The organism is Rhodococcus sp. NPDC058505 (assembly GCF_042720095.1).
In the GTDB taxonomy this organism is placed as follows: Bacteria; Actinomycetota; Actinomycetes; order Mycobacteriales; family Mycobacteriaceae; genus Rhodococcus_G.
Genome location: NZ_JBHXNB010000008.1, coordinates 135,892 through 156,479, shown reverse-complemented (window position 1 = coordinate 156,479; position 20,588 = coordinate 135,892). Strand labels below are relative to the sequence as shown.

Genomic DNA, 20,588 nt, shown 5'->3' with positions numbered 1-20,588 from the left:
GCATGTCGGTGCCGCGGGGCAGTATGGACGCATGGATGCCGAACGGGAGGCGCGCGGGGACGCCGGGCACGGCGGGGTCGACCGCGCCGCCGCGGTCCTCGGCCGGTTCACCGTCGCCACCCGGGAGTGGTTCACCGGGGCCTTCCCCGCCCCGACCGCGGCCCAGATCGGGGCGTGGGAGGCAATCGCGGACGGCGCCAACGCCCTGGTCGTTGCGCCGACCGGCTCGGGCAAGACGCTGTCCGCGTTCCTGTGGGCGCTGGATCGCCTCACCTCCCGCCCGCCCGATCCGGACCGGCCCCCCGGCACGACGGTGCTCTACATTTCCCCGCTCAAGGCGCTCGCGGTGGACGTCGAACGCAACCTGCGGGCACCGCTGGTCGGCATCACCCAAACCGCGCGGCGTCTGGACCTGGCCCCACCCGAGGTCAGCGTCGGGGTCCGCTCCGGCGACACCACCCCCGCCGCGCGCCGCGCCATGCTGCGCACCCCACCGGACATCCTGATCACCACCCCGGAGTCGCTGTTCCTGATGCTCACCTCCGCGGCCCGCGAGACCCTCACCACCGTGCACACGGTGATCGTCGACGAGGTGCACGCCGTCGCCGCCACCAAACGCGGTGCGCACCTGGCGCTGTCGTTGGAGCGGCTGGACCTGCTGCTGGAGCGGCCAGCGCAGCGGATCGGCCTGTCCGCGACGGTCCGGCCGCACCAGGAGGTGGCGCGGTTTCTTGCCGGGTCGGCGCCGGTGCGCATCGTCGCGCCGCCCGCACCGAAGACGTTCGACCTGACGGTGCGGGTGCCGGTCGAGGACATGACCGAACTGGGCGTCGAGCCGAGCGGAGCACCGGGGACCGCCGCGGCAGATCCGGCTGCGATGTCGTCCGCGCCCGCCCCGCGGCAGGGCTCGATCTGGCCGCACGTCGAGGAGCAGATCGTCGACCTGGTGCTCGCGCACTCCTCGTCGATCGTGTTCGCCAATTCCCGTCGGCTCGCCGAGCGGCTGACGGCCCGGCTCAACGAGGTGTACGCCACGCGGCTCGGCACCCCGGCCGAGTCGGTGCACGCACCCCCTGCGCAGCTGGGGGCGTCGACGGAGGTGATCCACGGCGCCGACCCGCTGCTCGCCCGCGCCCACCACGGCTCGGTCAGCAAGGACCAGCGCGCGCTGATCGAGGACGACCTGAAGTCGGGGCGGCTGCGCTGCGTGGTTGCCACCTCCAGCCTGGAACTCGGCATCGACATGGGCGCGGTGGACCTGGTCGTCCAGGTGGAGGCCCCGCCGTCGGTGGCGAGCGGACTGCAACGCGTCGGCCGCGCCGGGCACCAGGTCGGGGAGGTCTCCCGCGGTGTGCTGTTCCCCAAGCACCGAACCGACCTGGTCCACTGCGCGGTGACGGTGGAGCGGATGACCACCGGCAAGATCGAATCCCTTGCGGTGCCTGCGAATCCGCTGGACATTCTCGCCCAGCACACCGTCGCGGTGTGCGCGCTGGACCCGGTCGACACGGGCGAGTGGTTCGCCGCGGTTCGGCGGACCGGCAGCTTCGCGACCCTGCCCCGCTCCGCGTTCGACGCCACCCTCGACCTGCTCGCCGGGCGGTACCCGTCCGACGAGTTCGCCGAGCTGCGGCCGCGGCTGGTGTGGGACCGGGACGCCGACGTGCTCACCGGCCGCCCGGGATCGCAGCGCCTCGCCGTCACCTCCGGCGGCGCGATCCCGGACCGCGGCCTGTTCACCGTCTACATGGTCGGCGCTGCGCCCTCTGGTCGCTCCGCAGGCTCCGCTCCTGGCCATTCCCGGGTCGGCGAGCTCGACGAGGAGATGGTGTACGAGTCCCGGGTCGGGGATGTCTTCGCGCTCGGCGCGACCAGCTGGCGGATCGAGGAGATCACCCACGACCGGGTGCTCGTCTCCCCCGCGTACGGGATGCCGGGTCGGCTGCCGTTCTGGCACGGCGACGGGCTGGGCAGGCCCGCGGAACTCGGTGCGGCGCTGGGCGAGTTCCTGCGCGAGACCGCGCTCGGTGACCGGGCGGAGCTGCGGCAGCGGTTCGCGGGGCAGGGCCTCGACGACAATGCGTCGACCAATCTGCTTGCCCTGGTCGACGAGCAGGCCACCGCGACCGGGCAGGTTCCGAGCGACCGGACGCTGGTGCTGGAGCGGTTCCGGGACGAGCTCGGCGACTGGCGGCTGGTGCTGCACTCCCCCTACGGCCTGCCGGTGCACGCGCCGTGGGCGCTCGCGGTCGGCGCCCGCCTGCAGGAGCGGTACGGGATCGACTCCGCGCCAACCGCCTCCGACGACGGGATCATCGTCCGGCTGCCGGACACCGAGAACGACCCGCCCGGCGCGGACCTGTTCGTCTTCGACGCGGACGAGATCGAGGATGTCGTCACCGACCAGGTCGGATCGTCGGCGCTGTTCGCGTCGCGGTTCCGCGAGTGCGCGGCCCGCGCCCTGCTGCTGCCGCGCCGCACCCCGGGGCGGCGGGCGCCGCTGTGGCAGCAGCGGCAACGCGCGTCCCAGCTGCTCGACGTGGCACGCAAGTTCCCGACGTTCCCGATCCTCCTCGAAACGGTCCGGGAGTGCCTGCAGGACGTGTACGACCTGCCGTCGCTGGTGCGGCTGTTGACGGACGTGGGGCGCCGCCGGATCCGGATCGTGGAGGTGGAGACGCCGTCGCCGTCGCCGTTCGCGACGGCCCTGCTGTTCGACTACGTCGGCGCGTTCATGTACGAGGGTGACAGTCCCCTGGCCGAACGCCGCGCCGCCGCGCTGTCGCTGGACCAGTCACTGCTCGCGGAGCTGCTCGGCCGGGTGGAGTTGCGTGAACTGCTCGACGAGACGGTGATCGAGCGGACCGAGCGGGAGTTGCAGCGGCTCACCGAGGACCGCCGCGCCCGCGACGCGGAGGGTGTCGCGGACCTGCTGCGCCTGCTCGGCCCGCTCACCGACTCCGAGGTCGTTGCCCGCACGGTGGCGGACCCTCGGGAATGGTTGGCGGGGTTGGAGTCCCGCAAGCGTGCGATGCGGGTGACGTTCGCCGGGCAGCGGTGGTGGGTCGCCGTCGAGGATGCGGCCCGGCTGCGGGACGCGCTCGGGGTGCCGCTGCCGATCGGTGTGCCCGCGGCGTTCATCGAGGCGGTCGACGACCCGCTCGGCGACCTGATCGGCCGCTATGCCCGCACGCACGGGCCGTTCACCGTCACCGAGGCCGCCGCCCGATTCGGCCTCGGCGCCGCGGTGGTCCGCGACGTCCTGCTCCGACTCGCGCAGGAGAAGCGGGTGGTCGAGGGCGAATTCCGGCCGGCGGCAACGGGTTCGGAATGGTGCGACGCGGAGGTGCTGCGCCGGGTCCGGCGGCGCTCGCTGGCCGCCGCCCGCCGCGACGTCGAACCGGTGGAACCCGCGGCGCTGGGCCGCTTCCTGCCCGAGTGGCAGCACGTCGGCGGCGGGCTGCGCGGCGTCGACGGGGTCGCGGCGGTCGTCGACCAGCTGGCCGGGGTGCCGATTCCGGCGTCGGCCTGGGAATCGTTGGTGTTCCCGTCCCGGGTCCGCGACTATCGGCCCGCGATGCTGGACGAGCTGACCACGACCGGGGAGGTGCTGTGGTCAGGCGCCGGGCAGATTTCCGGCAGCGACGGCTGGATCCGCCTGCATCTCGCCGACGTCGCGCCGTTGACGCTGCCGCCGCCGCAGGACATCGACCTCACCGACCTGCACCGCGGCATCCTCGACGCGCTCGCGACCGGTGGCGCGTTCTTCTTCCGCACGCTGTCGGATCACGTCGGTTCCACCGACGACGCGGGCCTCGTCGCTGCGCTGTGGGAGCTGGTGTGGGCGGGGCACCTGGCAGGCGACTCGTTCGCGCCGCTGCGGGCGTTGCTGTCGGGGACGACGCGGGCGACGCCCAGCCATCGAACGCCGCGGCGGGCGCCGCGGACCCGCGCGTACCGTGCGCTGCCCCGGCCCGCGGTGCCGTCCCGCACCGGGCCGCCGACGGTCGGCGGGCGGTGGGCGCTGCTGCCCGACCCGGAACCCGACGCCACCCTCCGCGCGCATGCCCGCGCGGACCTGCTGCTCGACCGGTACGGGGTGCTCACCCGCGGGTCGGTGGTCGCGGAGGACGTTCCCGGTGGGTTCGCGATGATGTACAAGGTGCTGCGCGGCTTCGAGGACAGTGGCCGCGCCCGCCGCGGCTATTTCGTGGAGGGTCTCGGCGCGGCGCAGTTCTCGACGTCGGAGGTCGTCGATCGGCTGCGCGGGCACGCCGACTCCCCCGGCACGGCCCGTCCGGCGCCCGCCGCGGTGACGCTCGCGGCGACCGACCCGGCGAACCCGTACGGGGCGGCGTTGTCGTGGCCCGCCACCGAGGGCGGGCACCGGCCCGGACGCAAGGCGGGCGCGATGGTCGTCCTCGTCGACGGCGGCCTCGCGCTGTACGTGGAGCGCGGCGGTAAGACCCTGCTCACGTTCACCGACGAACCGACCGTGCTGGTCGCGGCCGCGGCCGCACTCGCGGGCCTCGTCGACCGCGGCGGGGTGGAGAAGATCGTCATCGAGAGGGTCGACGGCGAGTCGGTGCACGGCAGCGCGCTCTCACCCGTCCTCGTCGAGGCCGGGTTCGCGGCGACACCGCGCGGACTGCGCAAGCGGGCGTCCTACGCGGGCCGGTGACCTCCGGTGTCCCCACGCCGCCGACGCGGGGACACCGGGGCGTGGGGGTGCCACACGGGACGCCAGCCGACGGGTCACTCGACGGCGCGGGCGACCAGGTCCTTGACCCGGGCGGCGACCTCGTCGGTGAACGAGACGACCGCGAAGGAGGTCGGCCAGAACTCGCCGTCGTCGAGCCGCGCGGTGTCCTGGAACCCGATCGTCGCGTACCTGGCCTTGAACTTGCTCGCGGCCTGGAAGAAGCACAGCGCGGTGCCGTCCCTGCCGTAGGCGGGCATGCCGTACCAGGTCTTGGGTTCGAGGTCCGGTGCGGTCTCGGTGACGATCGCGTGGAACCGTTCGGCGAGCACACGATCGGCGTCCTCCATCGCGGCGATCGCGTCGAGCACCCCCTGCAGGTTCAGTTCCCGCTTCGCCGCGGACTTGTCGGCCTTGGCCTGCGCCCGCCGCTCGGCGGCGGCCTCCTTCATCGCCGCGCGCTCCTCGGCGGAGAACCCGCTTCCGTTCTGTGCCATGTCGTCTCCTCGCTCGGTTCGGTCGCTCGATCCGACCCTACGGTCGCCGGGGGCGGCCCGCTTCTCGAATCCTGACCGACCCCGGGACACCCTGATCCGTCATGCTGAGTCCATGACGGACACCGCGATCGGGTGGATCGGCGACCCCGACCCGTCGGCGGCGGAATGGGTGTTCCCGTACCGCTATCCCGACGCCCTTGCTGGCGGCGGGTGGCTGGCGGACCGCTTCGGACCCCTGCTGCAGATCCTGCATCCGGCCTACCTCGACGGCGGCGCCGAGCCGACCCCGGTGAGCTGGGCCGCCATCGCCGCCGCGTGCGGCACCACCCTGTCGCCCGGCGCCACCTTCATGCAGGTCGCGGCGGTCGACGGCCCGAACGCGGTGGTGGACGGCGTCTTCGACGACCGACCGGAGATGGGGTCGGTTCCGGTCGAGCTCGTCCCCGCCCTCTACGAGCACTTCCCGGACGCCGGGTCGGGGCTGATGTGGGCGGGCTGGGCGGGCTTCTTGGACGAGGAGATCCGGGGCTGCGCGCGGGTGCGGGAACCGGACGGCCTCGAGTACCAGGTGATCGCGGCGACCCGGGTTCCGGGCGGGCGCGTGGTGCGCTCGCGCACCCCGAACTTCTGGTGGCCCCGGGACCGGAGCTGGTGCGCGGCAACGGGGATCGACGACGAGCACACCCTCGTCGCCGCCGCGGACCGGTCCCGGCTCGAGGCGGTGCACGCCGACCCCCGGCTCGAGACGCTCCTGTTCCCCTGAGCCGGGGTCCGACACCGCAGCGCGGGCCGTCACATGTGGGTGCCGCCGTCGATGCGGATCTCGGTGCCGGTGACGAAGCGCCCGTCGTCAGAGGCCAGCATCGCGATCACCCCCGCGACGTCCTCCGGCGGCGCGAAGCCCTCCCCGATCCACGGGTACAGCTTGCCGATCAGGGTCGGATCGACGCCCTGCTCCGGGAAGCCGGGGTTGCTGGTCATCCCCGACGCGATCGAGCCGGGCTCGACGGCGACCGCCCGCAGGCCCTGCTTGGCGTATTCGAGCGCGATCGCGTGGGTGAACGAGCGGATGCCGCCCTTGGTCGCGGCGTAGGCGGCCATGTACGGGTGCGCGAAGTGCGCCGAGGTGGAGCTGAAGTTCACCACCACGCCCTGACCGTTGTCGAGCAGCGCGGGCAGCGCCTGCCGCGTCACCAGGAAGGTGCCGGTGAGGTTGACGCCGATCATCGTGTTCCAGAAGTCGAGCGACATCTCGGCGGTGTGCGCGGAGCGCAGGATGCCTGCCGCGTTGATGAGGACCTGCAGGCCGCCGAGCCGCTCGATCGCGCCGCCGACGTTGTCGCGCACCGACGTCTCGTCGGAGATATCGACGACGACGGTGCTCAGCCGGTCCCCGGCGCCCGCGTCCTCGGCGCGCTGCCGGGTGACCTCGAGACCGTCCGCGGACACGTCCGCCGCGGCAACCACGCCACCCTCGGCGAGGATGCGGGCCACCGTCGCCTGCCCGATGCCCGATCCGGCCCCGGTGACGAGCACCCTGCGACCCTCGAAGCGATTCATCAGCTGCACTCCTTCGCGTTCACCCGCATCGCCGTCCGACACGGTCCCTGCACGCTACGCCGAAATGGCACATCGTGCCATCATGGGTGCATGGCGGACCCGACCACACCAGCCCCTCGCCCCCTGACCGAGCGCCGCAAGGCGCAGACCCAGTTCGAGATCGCGCGGCGCGCCGCCGAACTGTTCGCCCGGCGCGGCACGAGCGGCGTCACCGCCGAGGACATCGCCGGCGCAGCCGGGATCGGGCTGCGGACGTTCTACCGGTACTTCCGCACCAAGGAGGAGGCGGTGACCCCGCTGCTGACCATCGGCGTCGCCGGCTGGCTGGCCGATCTCGCCGCGACCCCGGCCGGCACCCCGGCCGCCCGCGCCCTCGAGGACACCGCGCGCCGCGCCCTGACCCGCGCCGACCCCGGCGAGCTGGACTCGCTGCGCCTCGGCCGGGACCTGCTGCGCGCGGTTCCCGGGGACGCGGCCCTCGAATCGGTGTGGTTCCGGGTCGTGCACAACACCGAGGAATCGCTGGTGCGGATCCTCGGCGACCTGATGGGCCCGGACGCCGATCCGCTCGAGGTACGCCTGACGGCGGTCGCGGGCAACACCGCGATGCGGCTGGCCCTGCAGACCTGGGCGGGCACCGGGGACGGGCCGGGGGATGCCGGGACGCCCGCGGACATCGCGGCCCGCTGCATCCGCACCCTCACCGCGGGCCTCACCGCCTGACCGCGGTGCCCGTGGGACAGTGGACGGCATGCCGCGCCCGCCGCTGCCCGTCGAGGACTACGCCAGCCGCATCAGCGCGTACGTCTACGGGAACATCCTGGTCCTGACCGCCCTGATCCCGTTGAACAACACGACGGTCACGCACGCGGGCCTCGTGGTCATCGGCACCTCGCTGTCCACGTTCGTCGCGCACGCGTTCGCCGAGTCCGTCGGCCGCAGCACCCGGATGGGGCGCTCCCTGACCCCGGTCGAGCGGATCCAGGAGTTGCGGGACTCCGTCCCGGTGCTCACGTCCGGGGTGATCCCCGCCGTGGTGGTCGGCATGGGTGGGCTCGGCTGGCTCGAACTGGGCACGGCCCTGTTGCTCGCCGAGATCTGGGTCGTCACCCGCATCACCGGCATCACCTACGTGATCACCCGGCTGCGCGGCGAACGCCCCACCCGCAACACCCTGCTCGCCTCGCTCGTGCTCGGCGTCCTCGCCGTCGGGGTCGTCGCGATCAAGCTGATCCTCACGCACTGACGGTCACCGCGCGATCGGCACCGGCTCCAGGATCTCCGCGCGCGCCTCCGGCGCAGCGGCCCGCAACGCGTCCGCGGACTCGTCGTCCGGTTGCCGCTGCGACGCGATCTCCGCCTCCACCCGTGCCCGATAGGTCGCGACCTCCCGATCGATCGCCGCCCGATCCCACCCCAGCACCGGCGCCACCAGCTCCGCCACCTGCTCCGCGCAGTTGACGCCGCGGTGCGGGTACTCGATCGAGATCCGCATGCGGCGGGCGAGGATGTCCTCCAGGTGCAGCGCCCCCTCGCGGCTGGCCGCGTACACCGCCTCGACCTGGAGATAATCCGGGGCGTCGGTGATGGGCTGCAGCAGTTCCGGTGTGCGCGAACCCAGTTCGAGCACCTCATGGATCAGCGAGCCGTACCGGTCGAGGAGGTGCTTGACCCGGTACGGGTGCAGCCCGTAGACCTGCCCCACCTGCACGGTCTGGTTGGCGAGCGCGAAGTAGCCGTCGGCGCCGAGCAGCGGCACCTTCTCGGTGATCGACGGGGCGACCCGCGCCGGAACGTCCTCGGCGGCCAGGTCGACGGCGTCCTCGGCCATCACCCGATAGGTGGTGTACTTGCCGCCGGCGATCGCGACCATCCCCGGCGCCACCCGCGCCACCGCATGCTCCCGCGACAGCTTCGACGTCTCGTCCGACTCGCCAGCGAGCAGGGGGCGCAGGCCCGCGTAGACCCCGTCGATGTCGTCGTGGGTGAGCGGGGTGACCAGCACCTTGTTGACGTGCCCGAGGATGTAGTCGATGTCGGCCTTCGTCGCCGCCGGGTGCGCGAGGTCGAGGTTCCAGTCGGTGTCGGTGGTGCCGATGATCCAGTGCCCGCCCCACGGGATGACGAACAGCACGGACTTCTCGGTGCGCAGGATGATCGCCGCCTCGCTGACGATCCGGTCCCGCGGCACCACGATGTGCACGCCCTTGCTGGCGCGCACCCGGAACCTGCCGCGCTGATTCGACAGGGCCTGGATCTCGTCGGTCCACACCCCGGCCGCGTTAATCACGACGTGACCGCGCACCTCCGCGGTCCTGCCATCCTCCGAATCCCGCACCCGCACACCGGAAACCCGATCGGCCTCGCGCAGGAACCCGACCACCTGGGTTGAGGTGCGCACCACCGCGCCGTAGTGCGCCGCCGTGCGGGCGACCGTCATCGTGTGCCGGGCGTCGTCGACGACGGTGTCGTAGTAGCGGATGCCGCCGACGAGGGAGTTCCGCCTCAGGCCCGGTGCGCGACGCAACGCCCCCGACCGGGTGAAATGCTTCTGCGGGGGAACCGACTTGGCGCCCCCCATCTGGTCGTACAGGAAAATCCCGGCCGCCATGTACGGACGCTCCCAGATCCGGTGCATCAGCGGGAACAGAAACTCGAGTGGTTTCACCAGGTGCGGCGCCAGCGTCGTCAGCGACAGTTCGCGTTCCCGCAACGCCTCACGGACCAAACCGAATTCGAGCTGTTCAAGATACCGCAGACCGCCGTGGAACATCTTCGACGACCGGGACGACGTGCCGGACGCGTAGTCCCTGGCCTCGACGAGCGCGACCTTCAGCCCGCGGGTCGCCGCGTCGAGCGCCGCGCCCGCCCCGACGACGCCGCCACCGACGACCACCACGTCGAACTGGTCGGCCTGCAGGTCCTCCCAGGCCCGCGCCCGCTGCTCGGGTCCGAGCGATGCGGTCGCGTGCGGACCCCCTCGTCCCGGCAGATCGTGTTCCGGCACCGTGCCCATGCGAGCTCCTTATGTCGGCGGATCAGCGTCCAGGCTAGTAGCTTCGAGGCGTGTATGTCGCCGCCATCGACCAGGGCACCACGTCGAGTCGCTGCATGATCTTCGATCACGGCGGCCGTGTTGTCACCTCCGCGCAGCAGGAACACCGCCAGATCTTCCCGCGGGCCGGCTGGGTCGAGCACGACGCCGCCGAGATCTGGCGCAGCACCAGGGAGGTTGTCGCCGCCGCGCTCGCGAAGAAGGACCTCACCCGCGACGACATCGCCGCGGTCGGCATCACCAACCAGCGCGAGACCACCGTCGTGTGGGACCGCGCCACCGGCGTGCCGGTGCACAACGCGATCGTGTGGCAGGACACCCGGACCGACGAGTTGTGCGAGCGACTCGCCGCCGGGATGGGCCCGGACCGGTACCGGAAGGTCACCGGACTGCCGCTGTCGACGTACTTCTCGGGTCCGAAGCTGCGCTGGATCCTCGACAACGTGGACGGGGTGCGGGCCAGCGCCGAGGCGGGCGAGCTGTGCTTCGGCACGATGGACAGTTGGATCCTGTGGAACCTGACCGGCGGACCGGACGGCGGGGTGCACGCGACCGACGTCACCAACGCGTCCCGGACCATGCTGATGGACCTGACGACACTCGACTGGGACGAACAGATCTGCGCCGACCTGCGGATCCCGATGTCGATGCTGCCGCAGATCCGCAGTTCCTCGGCGTCGTACGGCACCTGCCGGGAGCGCGGCACCCTGGCAGGCGTCCCGATCGCCGGCATCCTCGGCGACCAGCAGGCCGCCACCTTCGGGCAGGCGTGCCTGAGCCCGGGCGAGGCGAAGAACACCTACGGCACCGGAAACTTCCTGCTGCTCAACACCGGAACGACGCCGGTGCACAGCGGACACGGACTGCTGACGACACTGTGCTACCGGATCGGCGACGCCCCGCCGGTGTACGCGCTGGAGGGTTCGGTGGCGGTCACCGGGTCGCTGGTGCAGTGGCTGCGGGACAACCTCGGCATCATCGGCTCGGCGACCGAGGTGGAGGCGCTGGCGGCCACGGTCCCGGACAACGGCGGCGCCTACATCGTGCCCGCCTTCTCCGGGCTATTCGCGCCACGCTGGCGTGCCGACGCGCGCGGCGCCATCGTCGGCCTAACCCGATTCGTGAACAAGGGGCACCTGGCTCGGGCCGCATTGGAGGCCACCGCCTTTCAGACCCGCGAGGTGATCGAGGCCGCGGAAGCCGACTCCGGCGTCGCCCTCACGTCACTGAAGGTCGACGGCGGCATGGTGCTCAACGAGACGCTGATGCAGTTCCAGGCGGACATCCTCGACGTCCCGGTGATCCGGCCGGTCGTCAACGAGACCACCGCGCTCGGCGCCGCCTACGCCGCCGGTCTTGCCGTCGGGTTCTGGAGCTCCGAGGCGGACATCCGGGCAAACTGGGAGATCGGCCGCACCTGGACCCCGACCATGCCCGCCGAGCAGCGGGACCGGTTGTACGCGGGGTGGAACAAGGCCGTCGAGCGCACCTACGACTGGGTCGACTGACCCAGGGTCACGCTCCCTGATGTCACATCGGGTATCGCCAAGTGTCCGAATGTGACATCAGGGAACCGGGCAGAGGCCGCTCAGCAGGCATGGGCAGCCGCGAGCCGGGCGACTGCCTCCTCCAGTCGGTCGGCGGTGTTCGTCGTGAAGCACAGGCGCGCACTATCCCCGGCCCCGACGGCGAAGGCGGAGCCCGGGACGAAGGCGACTCCGCGATCGAGTGCCGCCGTGAGCAGGGCGTCGGTGTCGGTGCCGTCGTGGAATTCGAGCCAGCCGAACATTCCGCCGCCGATCGGGGACAGTGTCGCGGCGCCGCCGAACTCGCGCCGGACCGCAGCACCCAGCGTGTCGGCGCGCCGACCGTAATCGGCCCGCAGGCAGGCGAGGTGGTCGTCGAGCCACGGCCCGTCAGCGAGCAGTTCTGCGACCACCTGCTGGGTCAGTCGGGAATCGCACAGGTCCGCGCCCTGCTTGACGAGTTCGACTGCGGCACGGATCTCGCGCGGGGCGACCATCCACCCCACGCGAAGGGCAGGCGCGAGGATCTTCGACACGCTGAACAGCCGAATCACCCGATCCGACAGCGCGGCAACGGGTTCCGGTGGCCGACCGGTGTAGTACAGCTCTCCGTACGGGTCGTCCTCGACGACGTGGAACCCGAATCGCTCGGAAAGTGCCACGAGCTCCTGTCGACGCGGCGCGGACAGCGTCACCCCACGCGGGTTGTGGAAGGTACTGACGGTGTGCACGAACACCGGCCGCTCCCCCGATTCGAGCAGGTCGGCCAGTAGATCGACGCGCATGCCGTCCTCGTCCAGGGGAACGGTCACGATCCGCGCCTGGGCCGCCCGCAGCACCTGCAGGGCGCCGGGGTACGCAGGTTCCTCGACGACGACGGTTGCGCCGGGATCGATGAGCACCTGAGCGAGCAGGCTCAGCCCCTGCTGGGAGCCGTGGGTGACGGCGACGTCGGCCACGTCCACCCGGCAGGGACGGTGCGCCGACTCACGGTGTGCGATCACCTCGCGCAGCGCGAGCAGTCCCGCGGTCTCGGTGTACTGCAGCGCGTCGGCCGTCGCGAGCGCTCGCATGGTGGCATCTCGAATTCTCTGGAGTGGAACGAGATTCGGGTCGGGAAGGCCGCCTGCGAGGCCGATGACCTCGGGGCGGGCGGTCACCGCGAGGAGGTCACGAATGGCGGACGAACGGAGTGCGGCCATGCTGCGCGCGAGGACTGGGGACACGGGATCCTCCGGGGAATCGGCAAGCGGGGACAAGGCGTGAAGAGACCTGTCGCCGGCGGATCCACGGGCGGGAGGCACGGAAGGCGGCCGGGGGTGCCGGCCGCCTTCCACTATTGCATCACCGCGTTCGACATGTGAACCATTGATCCCACATGTCGGACAGATCAGTCCAGATCGTCGTGCCGCATCAGCTGCCGCGCGGCCTCGGTGATCGACCCGGACAGCGACGGATACACCGAGAACGTCTGCGCGAGATCGTTCACCGACAGGTTGTTCTGCACGGCGATCGCGATCGGCAGGATCAGCTCGGAGGCGGTCGGCGCGACCACCACACCACCGATCACCACGCCGGTCGCGGGGCGGCAGAAAATCTTCACGAAACCTCGTCGCAGGCTGGACATCTTGGCCCGCGGGTTGGTGTTCAGCGGCAGCATCACCGTGCGCGCGGGCACCTCACCGTTGTCGATCGAGGCCTGGCTGACACCGACGTTGGCGATCTCGGGCCTGGTGAACACCGCCGACGCGACCGTCTTGAGCTTGATCGGGCTCACGCCCTCACCGAGCGCGTGGTACATCGCGATCCGGCCCTGCATCGCCGCCACCGACGCCAGCGGCAGCAGGCCCGTGCAGTCACCGGCCGCGTAGATGCCGGAGACTCGGGTGCGGGAGACCCGATCCACCCGCAGGTAGCCGCCTCGGTCGAGTTCGATGCCGACCTTCTCCAGGCCGAGACCGGAGGTGTTCGGGGTGGAGCCCACCGTCATCAGGGCGTGGCTGCCGGTGACCGCGCGACCGTCGGACAGTCGCACGACGATGCCGTCCCCGGTGCGCTCGACGGCGTCCGCCCGCGCGTGCTTGACCAGGGTGACACCGCGTTCGGACAGCGCCTCCTCGAGGACCATCGCGGCATCCGCGTCCTCGTGCGGCAGCACCCGGTCCCGGCTCGACACCATCGTCACCCGCACACCCATCTCGGTGTAGGCCGAGACGAACTCGGCGCCGGTGACACCGGAGCCGACGACGACGAGATGCACCGGCAGGGCCTCGAGGTCGTAGAGCTGACGCCAGTTCAGGATCCGGTCACCGTCCGGCTCGGCGCCGGCCAGCACCCGCGGCGACGCACCGGTCGCGATCAGCACGACGTCCGCCTCGAGCACGCGCTCGTCGCCGTCGGCGAGGGTCGCCTGGACGTGGTGTGTGGCCATGCCGATCACCGGGTCGATCAGTTCGGCGGTGCCCGCGAGCAGTTCCACGCCCGCGGTCCGCAGCTTGTCCCGAATGTCCGCGGACTGCGCCTGCGCAAGGCTCTTCACCCTGGCATGGATCTGTGGAAGCGCGATCGTCGCCTGCGACGGGTCGAGGGCGATCCCCAGGTCGGTGGCGCGACGCATGTCGGTCCGGACGCCGGTGGACGCGATGAACGTCTTCGACGGAACGCAGTCCCACAGCACGCACGCGCCGCCGACGCCGTCCGAATCGACCAGGGCGACCGTCGCCCCGTGCTGCGCCGCGACCAGGGCCGCCTCGTAGCCGGCGGGCCCGCCGCCAATGATCACGATCCGGGTCATGCGTCCTCCATGTTTCGGCAGCGTGTGCACAGTTCTCGGTGCATCCACGCTATTCCACCGGACCGTGCACGCGCACGCCGACGAGCCGCCGATGCGCCGAACGGGGCCGATTGTGCTGTGTACGGTTCGAGGTCGGTTCGCGCACGGTCTACGCTTTCCGCGTGCCGATTTACGCCGCGTACGGATCCAACATGCACCCGGAGCAGATGCTCCAGCGCTGCCCGCACTCGCCGATGGCGGGTACCGGCTGGCTGAACGGCTGGCGGCTGACGTTCAGCGGCGGCGACATCGGCTGGGAGGGTGCGCTCGCGACGGTGGTCGAGGACCCCGACTCGCGGGTGTTCGTCGTGCTCTACGACGTGCCGGACGAGGACGAGGCAAGCCTGGACCGCTGGGAGGGATCCGAGTTCGGCATGCACCGCAAGATCCGGCTCCGCGTCGACACGGATACCGGCGAGTCGGCGCTCGCCTGGCTGTACGTGCTCGACGCCTACGAGGGCGGCCTGCCGTCCGCCCGCTACCTCGGCGTGATGGCCGACGCGGCGGAGATCGCGGGCGCCCCCGCCGAGTACGTCCGCGAACTGCGGACCCGCAACAGCCGCAACGTCGGCCCGGGCACCCCCGGCTACGGGGGCTAGGGCGTGTCTCCTAATCCCTCTCGGATGCACCTGGCCGGACAATTGTCGTCCGGCAAGGCGGAGGAGAAGCCGATACCGCTGTTGTATCGGCGCCGACGACAACGCCGCTGGGCGGCGATTGGACGCCAGGGGCGCCGAAATGGGGGATTGGGAGACATGCCCTAGGGCAGCGTCGGCTCGCCAGCGACCGCGAGGTTCGCGAGCACCCGCACCCCCACCCCGAGGGCCCGCTCGTCGAGGTCGAAGGTCGGCTGATGGATGTCGAGTTGCGGGCCGACCCCGGACCACACCCCGAGCCGCGCCATCGCGCCGGGAACCTCCTCGAGGTACCACGAGAAGTCCTCGCCCCCACCGGATTGCGGAGTGTCCGACAGCGCGTCGGGACCCAACTGGGAGATGGCGTGCTCGAGCATCCGGGTGGAGACCTCGTCGTTGACGACGGGCGGCACCCCCCGCCGGTAGTTCAGCTCGTACCGGACGCCGGTCGGGGCGAGCAGGCCGTCCACGATCTCCCGGACTAGCGGTTCGAGCAGCAACCAGGTGTCGTGGTTGCCGGTGCGCACCGTGCCGACCAGGCGTCCGGACTGCGGGATCGCGTTCGGCGCCTGCCCGGCGTTGACGGCGCCCCACACCATGACCGTTCCGGTCCGCGGGTCGACGCGCCGGCTCAGCATGCCGGGCAGTCCGGTGATGACGGTGCCGAGGGCGTACACCAGATCGGTGGTCAGGTGCGGGCGGGAGGTGTGCCCGCCCGGCGAGTCGAGCAGCAGCTCAACGGTGTCCGCCGCGGAGGTGATCGCGCCGAGACGCACCCCGACCCGGCCCGCGGCAAGGCGCGGGTCGCAGTGCAGCGCAAAGATTCTCGACACGTCCTTCATCGCGCCGCTGGCGACGACGTCGAGCGCGCCGCCCGGCATCACCTCCTCGGCGGGCTGGAACACCAGCCGGACGCCGTACGGCAGCGGCTCCGGGGACTGCGTCAACGCCAGCCCGGCACCGAGCAGGATGGTGGTGTGCGCATCGTGCCCGCACGCGTGGGAGATGCCGGGAACGGTGGACGAATAGGCGGCACCGGTGTCCTCCTGCAGGGGCAGCGCATCCATGTCGGCGCGCAGCGCCACCCGCGGGCCGTCCGGGCCGATATCGCAGGTGAGACCGGTGCCGCCGGGCAGGATTCGCGGTTCGAGGCCGGCCGCGGTCAGCTTGCGGGCCACGAACTCGGTGGTGGCGAACTCCTGCCTGGCCAGCTCGGGGTTGGCGTGGATGTGCCTGCGCCAGGCCGACAGGTCGGTCGTGTGCGCGTCGACCCAGCGGTCGATCCAGCTGCTCACGACGCCGCTCCCGCCGCGCGCCGCTGCACCGCGGCGAGCAGTCGGTCGCGCTGCGCCCGGTCACCGGCGGCCGCGAGCGCGGTCCCGGCCAGCGCCCGGGCACCGTCGAGCACCGCCCGATCCGCGGAGGCGGTCACACACGCGGCGGCGAACTCCGGCTGATGCGTCACCGCACCGTTCGACTCGATCCCGATCACCGGGTGGATCCCCGGAATCACCTGCGTCACGTTTCCCATGTCGGTGCTGCCCAACGGGCGCGTTCCTTCCCGGTCGGGGGGCAGCGGACTGCGGCCCATCGTCTCGATCAGTTCCCGGTACGCCCCGACCAGCCAGGGGTCCGGGCGAAGTTCCGCGTAATTCGGTGACACCGTGCGAATGTCGTGTGTGCAGCCCGCCGCGAGCGCGCCCGCCTGGAAACACGCGAAGGCCCGCTCGGTGAGTTCGGCGAGCGACCGCGAGGTGTCCGCACGCAGGTAGTACAGCATCTCGGTGCGGGCGGGCACGATGTTCGGTGCCGCTCCCCCGTCGCTGACGATCCCGTGCAGCTGCTGGTCGGGCGCCAGGTGCTGGCGCAGCAACCCGAGACCGACCTGCGCGACGGTGGCGGCGTCGGCGGCGTTGCGGCCGTGCTGCGGCGCGGCGGACGCGTGCGCCTCCCGACCGCTGAACGTGACGGCGACGTCCGCCATCGCCAGCGACCGGGCACCGGCGATGTCCTCCGGACCCGGGTGCACCATCAACGCCATCGCCAGGTCGTCGAGGACGCCGCGTTCGAGCATCAGGATCTTGCCGCCGCCGGTCTCCTCCGCGGGGGTGCCGATCACCCGGATCGTGATCCCGAGCCGGTCCGCGAGCGGGGCGAGCGCGATGCCAGCCCCGACCGCGGCCGCGGCGATGATGTTGTGCCCGCAGGCGTGCCCGATCTCGGGCAGGGCGTCGTACTCGGCGAACACCCCGACGACCAGGTCCCCGCTGCCGAACTCGGCGCACAGTGCGGTCGGCAGGTCCGCATAGGGCGTGGTGACGTCGAACCCGTGGTGGGACAACACGTCCGCGACCTTCGCGGCACTGCGATGCTCGGCGAACGCCAGCTCCGGCTCCGCGTGCAGGGAATGGGACAACGCGAGCAGGTCCGCCTGCGCGGCGGTGAGCGCGTCGTCCACGTCCGGGGTCACGGCTCCAGTGTCTCACTCACGCTGCCCCGCAGCCGCACTGGTGCGGCCCCGGACGCAGCCGCACTGGTGCGGCACCCCGGGCCCTGCGGACTCCTATCCGAAGGCGAGGTTGGACGGGTCGGTCCTGGTGGCCAGCGCGGCCAGGATCGGGGCGTGAATGTCGGCCTTGATCCGGCCGAGGTTCGGTCCGCGCAGCGCGGTGCCCGCCGCGGCGCGGGCGACGGCGGCCGCGAGCACCCCGTCCCCATCGACGATCTCGTTGACGATGCCCGCGGCGAGCGCGTCGGGCCCGCCGTAGCGGCGGCTGGTGGTCATCGCCTCGACGGCCGTCTGCCGCGGCAGGTGCTGCGTCATCAGCGCGTTCATCCCGACCGTGAACGGCATGTTCAGCTTGGCCTCCGGCAGGCACCAGAACCCGCGGTCGGCGCGCATCACCCGCTGGTCGCAGGACGCGGCGAGCATCGCACCCGCCCCGAACGCGTGCCCGCCGACCGCGGCGACGGTGACCATCGGGAGGGTCAGCAGCCGGGTGAAGACGGTGTGGACCCGGTCGAGGTAGCCGTGGATCTCGCCGAGGTTGGCGAACAGCCAGTCGGTGTCGAGGCCGTTGGTGAAGAACTTGCCGGTCGCGGTCACCACCAGCGCGGCCGGGCCGTCGACGGCGAGGACCTCGTCGATGGTCGTGTGGAACGCGTCGATCCAGTCCGGGTGGAAGCGGTTCTCGGTGTCGGTCTGCCCCCGGTCACCGAGGTGCAGGATGTGGACGTCGCCGTCGCGCTCGAGATAAGGCATGCCCGAATACTACCTGCCGGTAACTTCCGTTGTCGCCGAGTAGCGTGTGCCGTCATGGGAAGCCTCGAAGAGCAGGCCGCACGGGTCCTCGGTGAGCGGACCGGCGTCGCGAAGCACGACGTCGCGATCGTCCTCGGTTCCGGTTGGCGGGCCGCCGCCGATGCGTTCGGAACCCCGAGCGCGGCGGTGCCGATGTCCGATCTCCCCGGCTTCGCCGCCCCCTCGGCGGCCGGGCACGCGGGCACGGTGCTCTCCGTCCCGGTCGGCGGGGCCCGGGTGCTGATGCTGCTCGGCCGTACCCACGCCTACGAGGGCCACGACCTCGCCCGGGTGGTGCACCCGGTCCGGACCGCGATCGCCGCGGGCGCCGCGACGGTGGTCCTGACCAACGCGGCGGGCGGCATCCGCGCGGGCATGCGGGTCGGCCAGCCCGTCCTGATCGGCGACCATCTGAACCTGACCGCACGGTCCCCGCTGGTCGGAGCGCAGTTCGTCGACCTCGTCGACGCCTACTCGCCGCGGCTGCGGTCCCTGGCCAGGTCCATCGAGCCGACCCTCGAGGAGGGCGTGTACGCCGGGTTGCCCGGCCCGCACTACGAGACGCCCGCCGAGATCCGGATGCTCCGCACCCTCGGCGCCGACCTGGTCGGCATGTCCACCGTGCACGAGACGATCGCCGCCCGAGCGGCTGGCGCGGAGGTGCTCGGCATCTCCCTGGTCACCAATCTCGCGGCGGGTATCACCGGCGCGCCGCTCGACCACGCCGAGGTCCTCGCCGCCGGCGCCGCGTCCGCCGGTCGCATCGGTGGACTGCTGCGCGAGCTGGTGACGGCGCTGTGACCGACGATCTGCCCGAGCGGGTCGCCACCTGGATCGCGGGCGATCCCGACGCCGCCGACCGCGCCGAGCTCGCCAGCCTCCCCGCAGGCGAACTGGCGCAACGCTTCTCCGCCCCGCTGACCTTCGGCACCGCGGGCCTGCGGGGTCCGGTCCGGGCCGGGCCGAACGGCATGAACGTCGCCGTCGTCACCCGTGCCACCGCCGGGATCGCCGCCTGGTTGCAGGCGAGATGCCTCGGCGGATCCACCGTCGTGGTCGGTCGCGACGCCCGCCACGGCAGCGCGGCCTTCGCGACCGTGGCAGCGGAAGTGCTTGCCGCGGCGGGATTCCCGGTGGTGATGCTGCCGGGCCCGACGCCAACCCCGCTGGTCGCCTACGCGGTCCGGGCACTCGGTGCGCAGCTCGGCGTGCAGATCACCGCCTCGCACAACCCGGCGGGCGACAACGGCTACAAGGTGTACCTCGACGGCGGCGCCCAGCTGGTCGCGCCCGCGGACCGGGAGATCGAGGCCGCGATCGCCGGGATCGGGCGGGCGGTCGACGTCCCGCGCACCCCCGTGCGGCCGACGGAACACCCCCTGGTCCGGGACTACCTGGCCCGGGTAGCGACCCTGCTCGCGGGTCCCGCGCGGGAGCTGCGGATCGCGTTGACGCCGCTGCACGGTGTCGGCGGGCCGTTGGCCGTCGAGGCCCTTCGGGCGGCAGGATTCACCGAGATACACACCGTCGCAAGCCAGTTCGCACCCGACCCGGACTTCCCGACCGTCACCTTCCCGAATCCCGAGGAGCCCGGCGCGACCGACGCCCTGCTGGACCTCGCGTCGCGGGTGGAGGCGGATCTGGCGATCGCCCTCGACCCCGACGCGGACCGGTGCGCCGTGGGGATCCCGACGGCGACCGGCTGGCGGATGCTCACCGGCGACGAGACCGGGGCCCTACTCGGTGCGCACCTGCTCGCGCGGCAACCCGACGGCGCCGATCCCCTGGTGGCGACGACGATCGTGTCCTCGCAACTGCTCGAGCGCATCGCGTCCGCCCGCGGCGCCCGGTTCGCGCAGACCCTGACCGGCTTCAAGTGGCTGGTCCGCGCGGGCAGCGGCCTGGTGTACGCCTACGAGGAGGCGGTCGGGCACTGCGTCGACCCGGACGCGGTGCGGGACAAGGACGGCATCTCCGCCGCGGTCGTCGCCGCGGGGCTGGCCGCGACCCTGAAGGCGGCGGGCCGGACCCTGCAGGACGCGCTGGACGACCTCGCCGTCGAGTTCGGCGTGCACGCCACCAGCCAGGTGTCGCGCCGGGTCGCGCGGGTCGAGGAGGTGGCCGCGATCATGGCGCGGTTCCGCGCCGATCTCCCCACCGACGTCGCGGGCGCGCCGGTGGTCGCGGAGGATCTGCTGCACCGCCGCGGCCAGGCGGCCACCGACGCCGTGATCCTGACCGGCGAGCGCCTCCGGGTGGTGGTGCGGCCGTCCGGGACCGAACCGAAGCTCAAGTGCTATCTCGAGGTCGTCGAGCCGGTCGACGGGCCCGCCGACCTGCCCCGCGCCCGCGCGGCCGCCGCCAGGTCGCTCCGCGACTGTGCGCGAATTTTTAACCCCAACGGGGGAAAAAAACGCACGGGCGCCGGGGGCGGGCCACTTGTTTGGGGGGGCGGACAGGCGGGGGCCCCCCGAGCCCAGGC

General features: G+C 72.1%; 16 protein-coding genes. 8 read left to right on the top strand and 8 right to left on the bottom strand.

The annotated features are described in order from the left end of the window. The first annotated feature begins 31 nt into the window (after positions 1 to 31). On the top strand, positions 32 to 4,681 hold the full coding sequence (locus tag ACFWPA_RS09065) for an ATP-dependent helicase (protein WP_378570034.1): 4,650 nt from the start codon (positions 32 to 34) through the stop codon (positions 4,679 to 4,681). 74 nt (positions 4,682 to 4,755) lie between these two features. On the opposite strand, the gene ACFWPA_RS09060 is transcribed toward ACFWPA_RS09065, so the two are convergent. Beyond that, positions 4,756 to 5,196 (bottom strand): iron chaperone, encoded by a 441-nt coding sequence (locus ACFWPA_RS09060; protein WP_378570033.1) that lies wholly within the window; start codon positions 5,194 to 5,196, stop codon positions 4,756 to 4,758. A 112-nt stretch (positions 5,197 to 5,308) separates the two neighbouring features. Here ACFWPA_RS09060 and ACFWPA_RS09055 point away from each other — a divergent pair, with 112 nt between their 5' ends. Further along, positions 5,309 to 5,959, top strand: coding sequence for a hypothetical protein (locus ACFWPA_RS09055; RefSeq protein ID WP_378570032.1), 651 nt, complete (start codon positions 5,309 to 5,311; stop codon positions 5,957 to 5,959). A gap of 29 nt (positions 5,960 to 5,988) precedes the next feature. Here ACFWPA_RS09055 and ACFWPA_RS09050 read toward each other — a convergent pair whose 3' ends face one another. Continuing rightward, entirely contained in the window at positions 5,989 to 6,756 is a 768-nt protein-coding gene (locus ACFWPA_RS09050) for an SDR family NAD(P)-dependent oxidoreductase (RefSeq protein WP_378506878.1), read from the bottom strand. Between the two features lie 90 nt (positions 6,757 to 6,846). Between ACFWPA_RS09050 and ACFWPA_RS09045 the strand changes: the two genes are divergently transcribed. Further along, the gene (locus tag ACFWPA_RS09045; RefSeq protein ID WP_378506877.1) at positions 6,847 to 7,479 is read left to right on the top strand and encodes a TetR family transcriptional regulator; all 633 of its coding nucleotides are present in this window, start codon (positions 6,847 to 6,849) and stop codon (positions 7,477 to 7,479) included. A gap of 28 nt (positions 7,480 to 7,507) precedes the next feature. Continuing rightward, positions 7,508 to 8,002 (top strand): hypothetical protein, encoded by a 495-nt coding sequence (locus tag ACFWPA_RS09040; RefSeq protein WP_378506876.1) that lies wholly within the window; start codon positions 7,508 to 7,510, stop codon positions 8,000 to 8,002. A 3-nt stretch (positions 8,003 to 8,005) separates the two neighbouring features. Here the strand turns inward: ACFWPA_RS09040 and ACFWPA_RS09035 are convergent, their stop codons facing one another. Continuing rightward, positions 8,006 to 9,772 (bottom strand): glycerol-3-phosphate dehydrogenase/oxidase, encoded by a 1,767-nt coding sequence (locus tag ACFWPA_RS09035; RefSeq protein ID WP_378570031.1) that lies wholly within the window; start codon positions 9,770 to 9,772, stop codon positions 8,006 to 8,008. A 50-nt stretch (positions 9,773 to 9,822) separates the two neighbouring features. On the opposite strand from ACFWPA_RS09035, the gene glpK reads away from it, so the two are divergent. Next, positions 9,823 to 11,319, top strand: a complete 1,497-nt coding sequence (gene glpK, locus ACFWPA_RS09030; RefSeq protein WP_378570030.1) for a glycerol kinase GlpK — start codon at positions 9,823 to 9,825, stop codon at positions 11,317 to 11,319. 80 nt (positions 11,320 to 11,399) lie between these two features. Here the strand turns inward: glpK and ACFWPA_RS09025 are convergent, their stop codons facing one another. Further along, entirely contained in the window at positions 11,400 to 12,539 is a 1,140-nt protein-coding gene (locus tag ACFWPA_RS09025; protein ID WP_378507039.1) for a PLP-dependent aminotransferase family protein, read from the bottom strand. A gap of 188 nt (positions 12,540 to 12,727) precedes the next feature. Then, on the bottom strand, positions 12,728 to 14,131 hold the full coding sequence (locus ACFWPA_RS09020) for an NAD(P)H-quinone dehydrogenase (protein ID WP_378570029.1): 1,404 nt from the start codon (positions 14,129 to 14,131) through the stop codon (positions 12,728 to 12,730). A 161-nt stretch (positions 14,132 to 14,292) separates the two neighbouring features. On the opposite strand from ACFWPA_RS09020, the gene ACFWPA_RS09015 reads away from it, so the two are divergent. Then, on the top strand, positions 14,293 to 14,769 hold the full coding sequence (locus ACFWPA_RS09015; protein ID WP_378506873.1) for a gamma-glutamylcyclotransferase: 477 nt from the start codon (positions 14,293 to 14,295) through the stop codon (positions 14,767 to 14,769). A gap of 161 nt (positions 14,770 to 14,930) precedes the next feature. On the opposite strand, the gene ACFWPA_RS09010 is transcribed toward ACFWPA_RS09015, so the two are convergent. From ACFWPA_RS09010 to ACFWPA_RS09000, 3 genes are all read right to left on the bottom strand, one after another. Continuing rightward, positions 14,931 to 16,100: a M20 family metallopeptidase gene (locus ACFWPA_RS09010; protein WP_378506872.1), complete on the bottom strand. Its 1,170-nt coding sequence runs from the start codon at positions 16,098 to 16,100 to the stop codon at positions 14,931 to 14,933. Then, positions 16,097 to 17,275, bottom strand: a complete 1,179-nt coding sequence (locus tag ACFWPA_RS09005) for a M20 family metallopeptidase (protein ID WP_378506871.1) — start codon at positions 17,273 to 17,275, stop codon at positions 16,097 to 16,099. The genes ACFWPA_RS09010 and ACFWPA_RS09005 overlap by 4 nt, the downstream gene beginning before the upstream one ends. A gap of 93 nt (positions 17,276 to 17,368) precedes the next feature. After that, positions 17,369 to 18,067, bottom strand: a complete 699-nt coding sequence (locus ACFWPA_RS09000; protein WP_378506870.1) for an enoyl-CoA hydratase/isomerase family protein — start codon at positions 18,065 to 18,067, stop codon at positions 17,369 to 17,371. Positions 18,068 to 18,121: 54 nt separating this feature from the next. Here ACFWPA_RS09000 and ACFWPA_RS08995 point away from each other — a divergent pair, with 54 nt between their 5' ends. Beyond that, positions 18,122 to 18,907 carry a purine-nucleoside phosphorylase gene (locus ACFWPA_RS08995; RefSeq protein WP_378570028.1) on the top strand — a complete coding sequence of 262 codons (786 nt, stop codon included), beginning with the start codon at positions 18,122 to 18,124 and terminating at the stop codon, positions 18,905 to 18,907. A gap of 8 nt (positions 18,908 to 18,915) precedes the next feature. Then, positions 18,916 to 20,588 (top strand): phospho-sugar mutase (locus tag ACFWPA_RS08990; protein ID WP_378570044.1); only part of this gene is annotated, 1,673 nt, incomplete at its 3' end.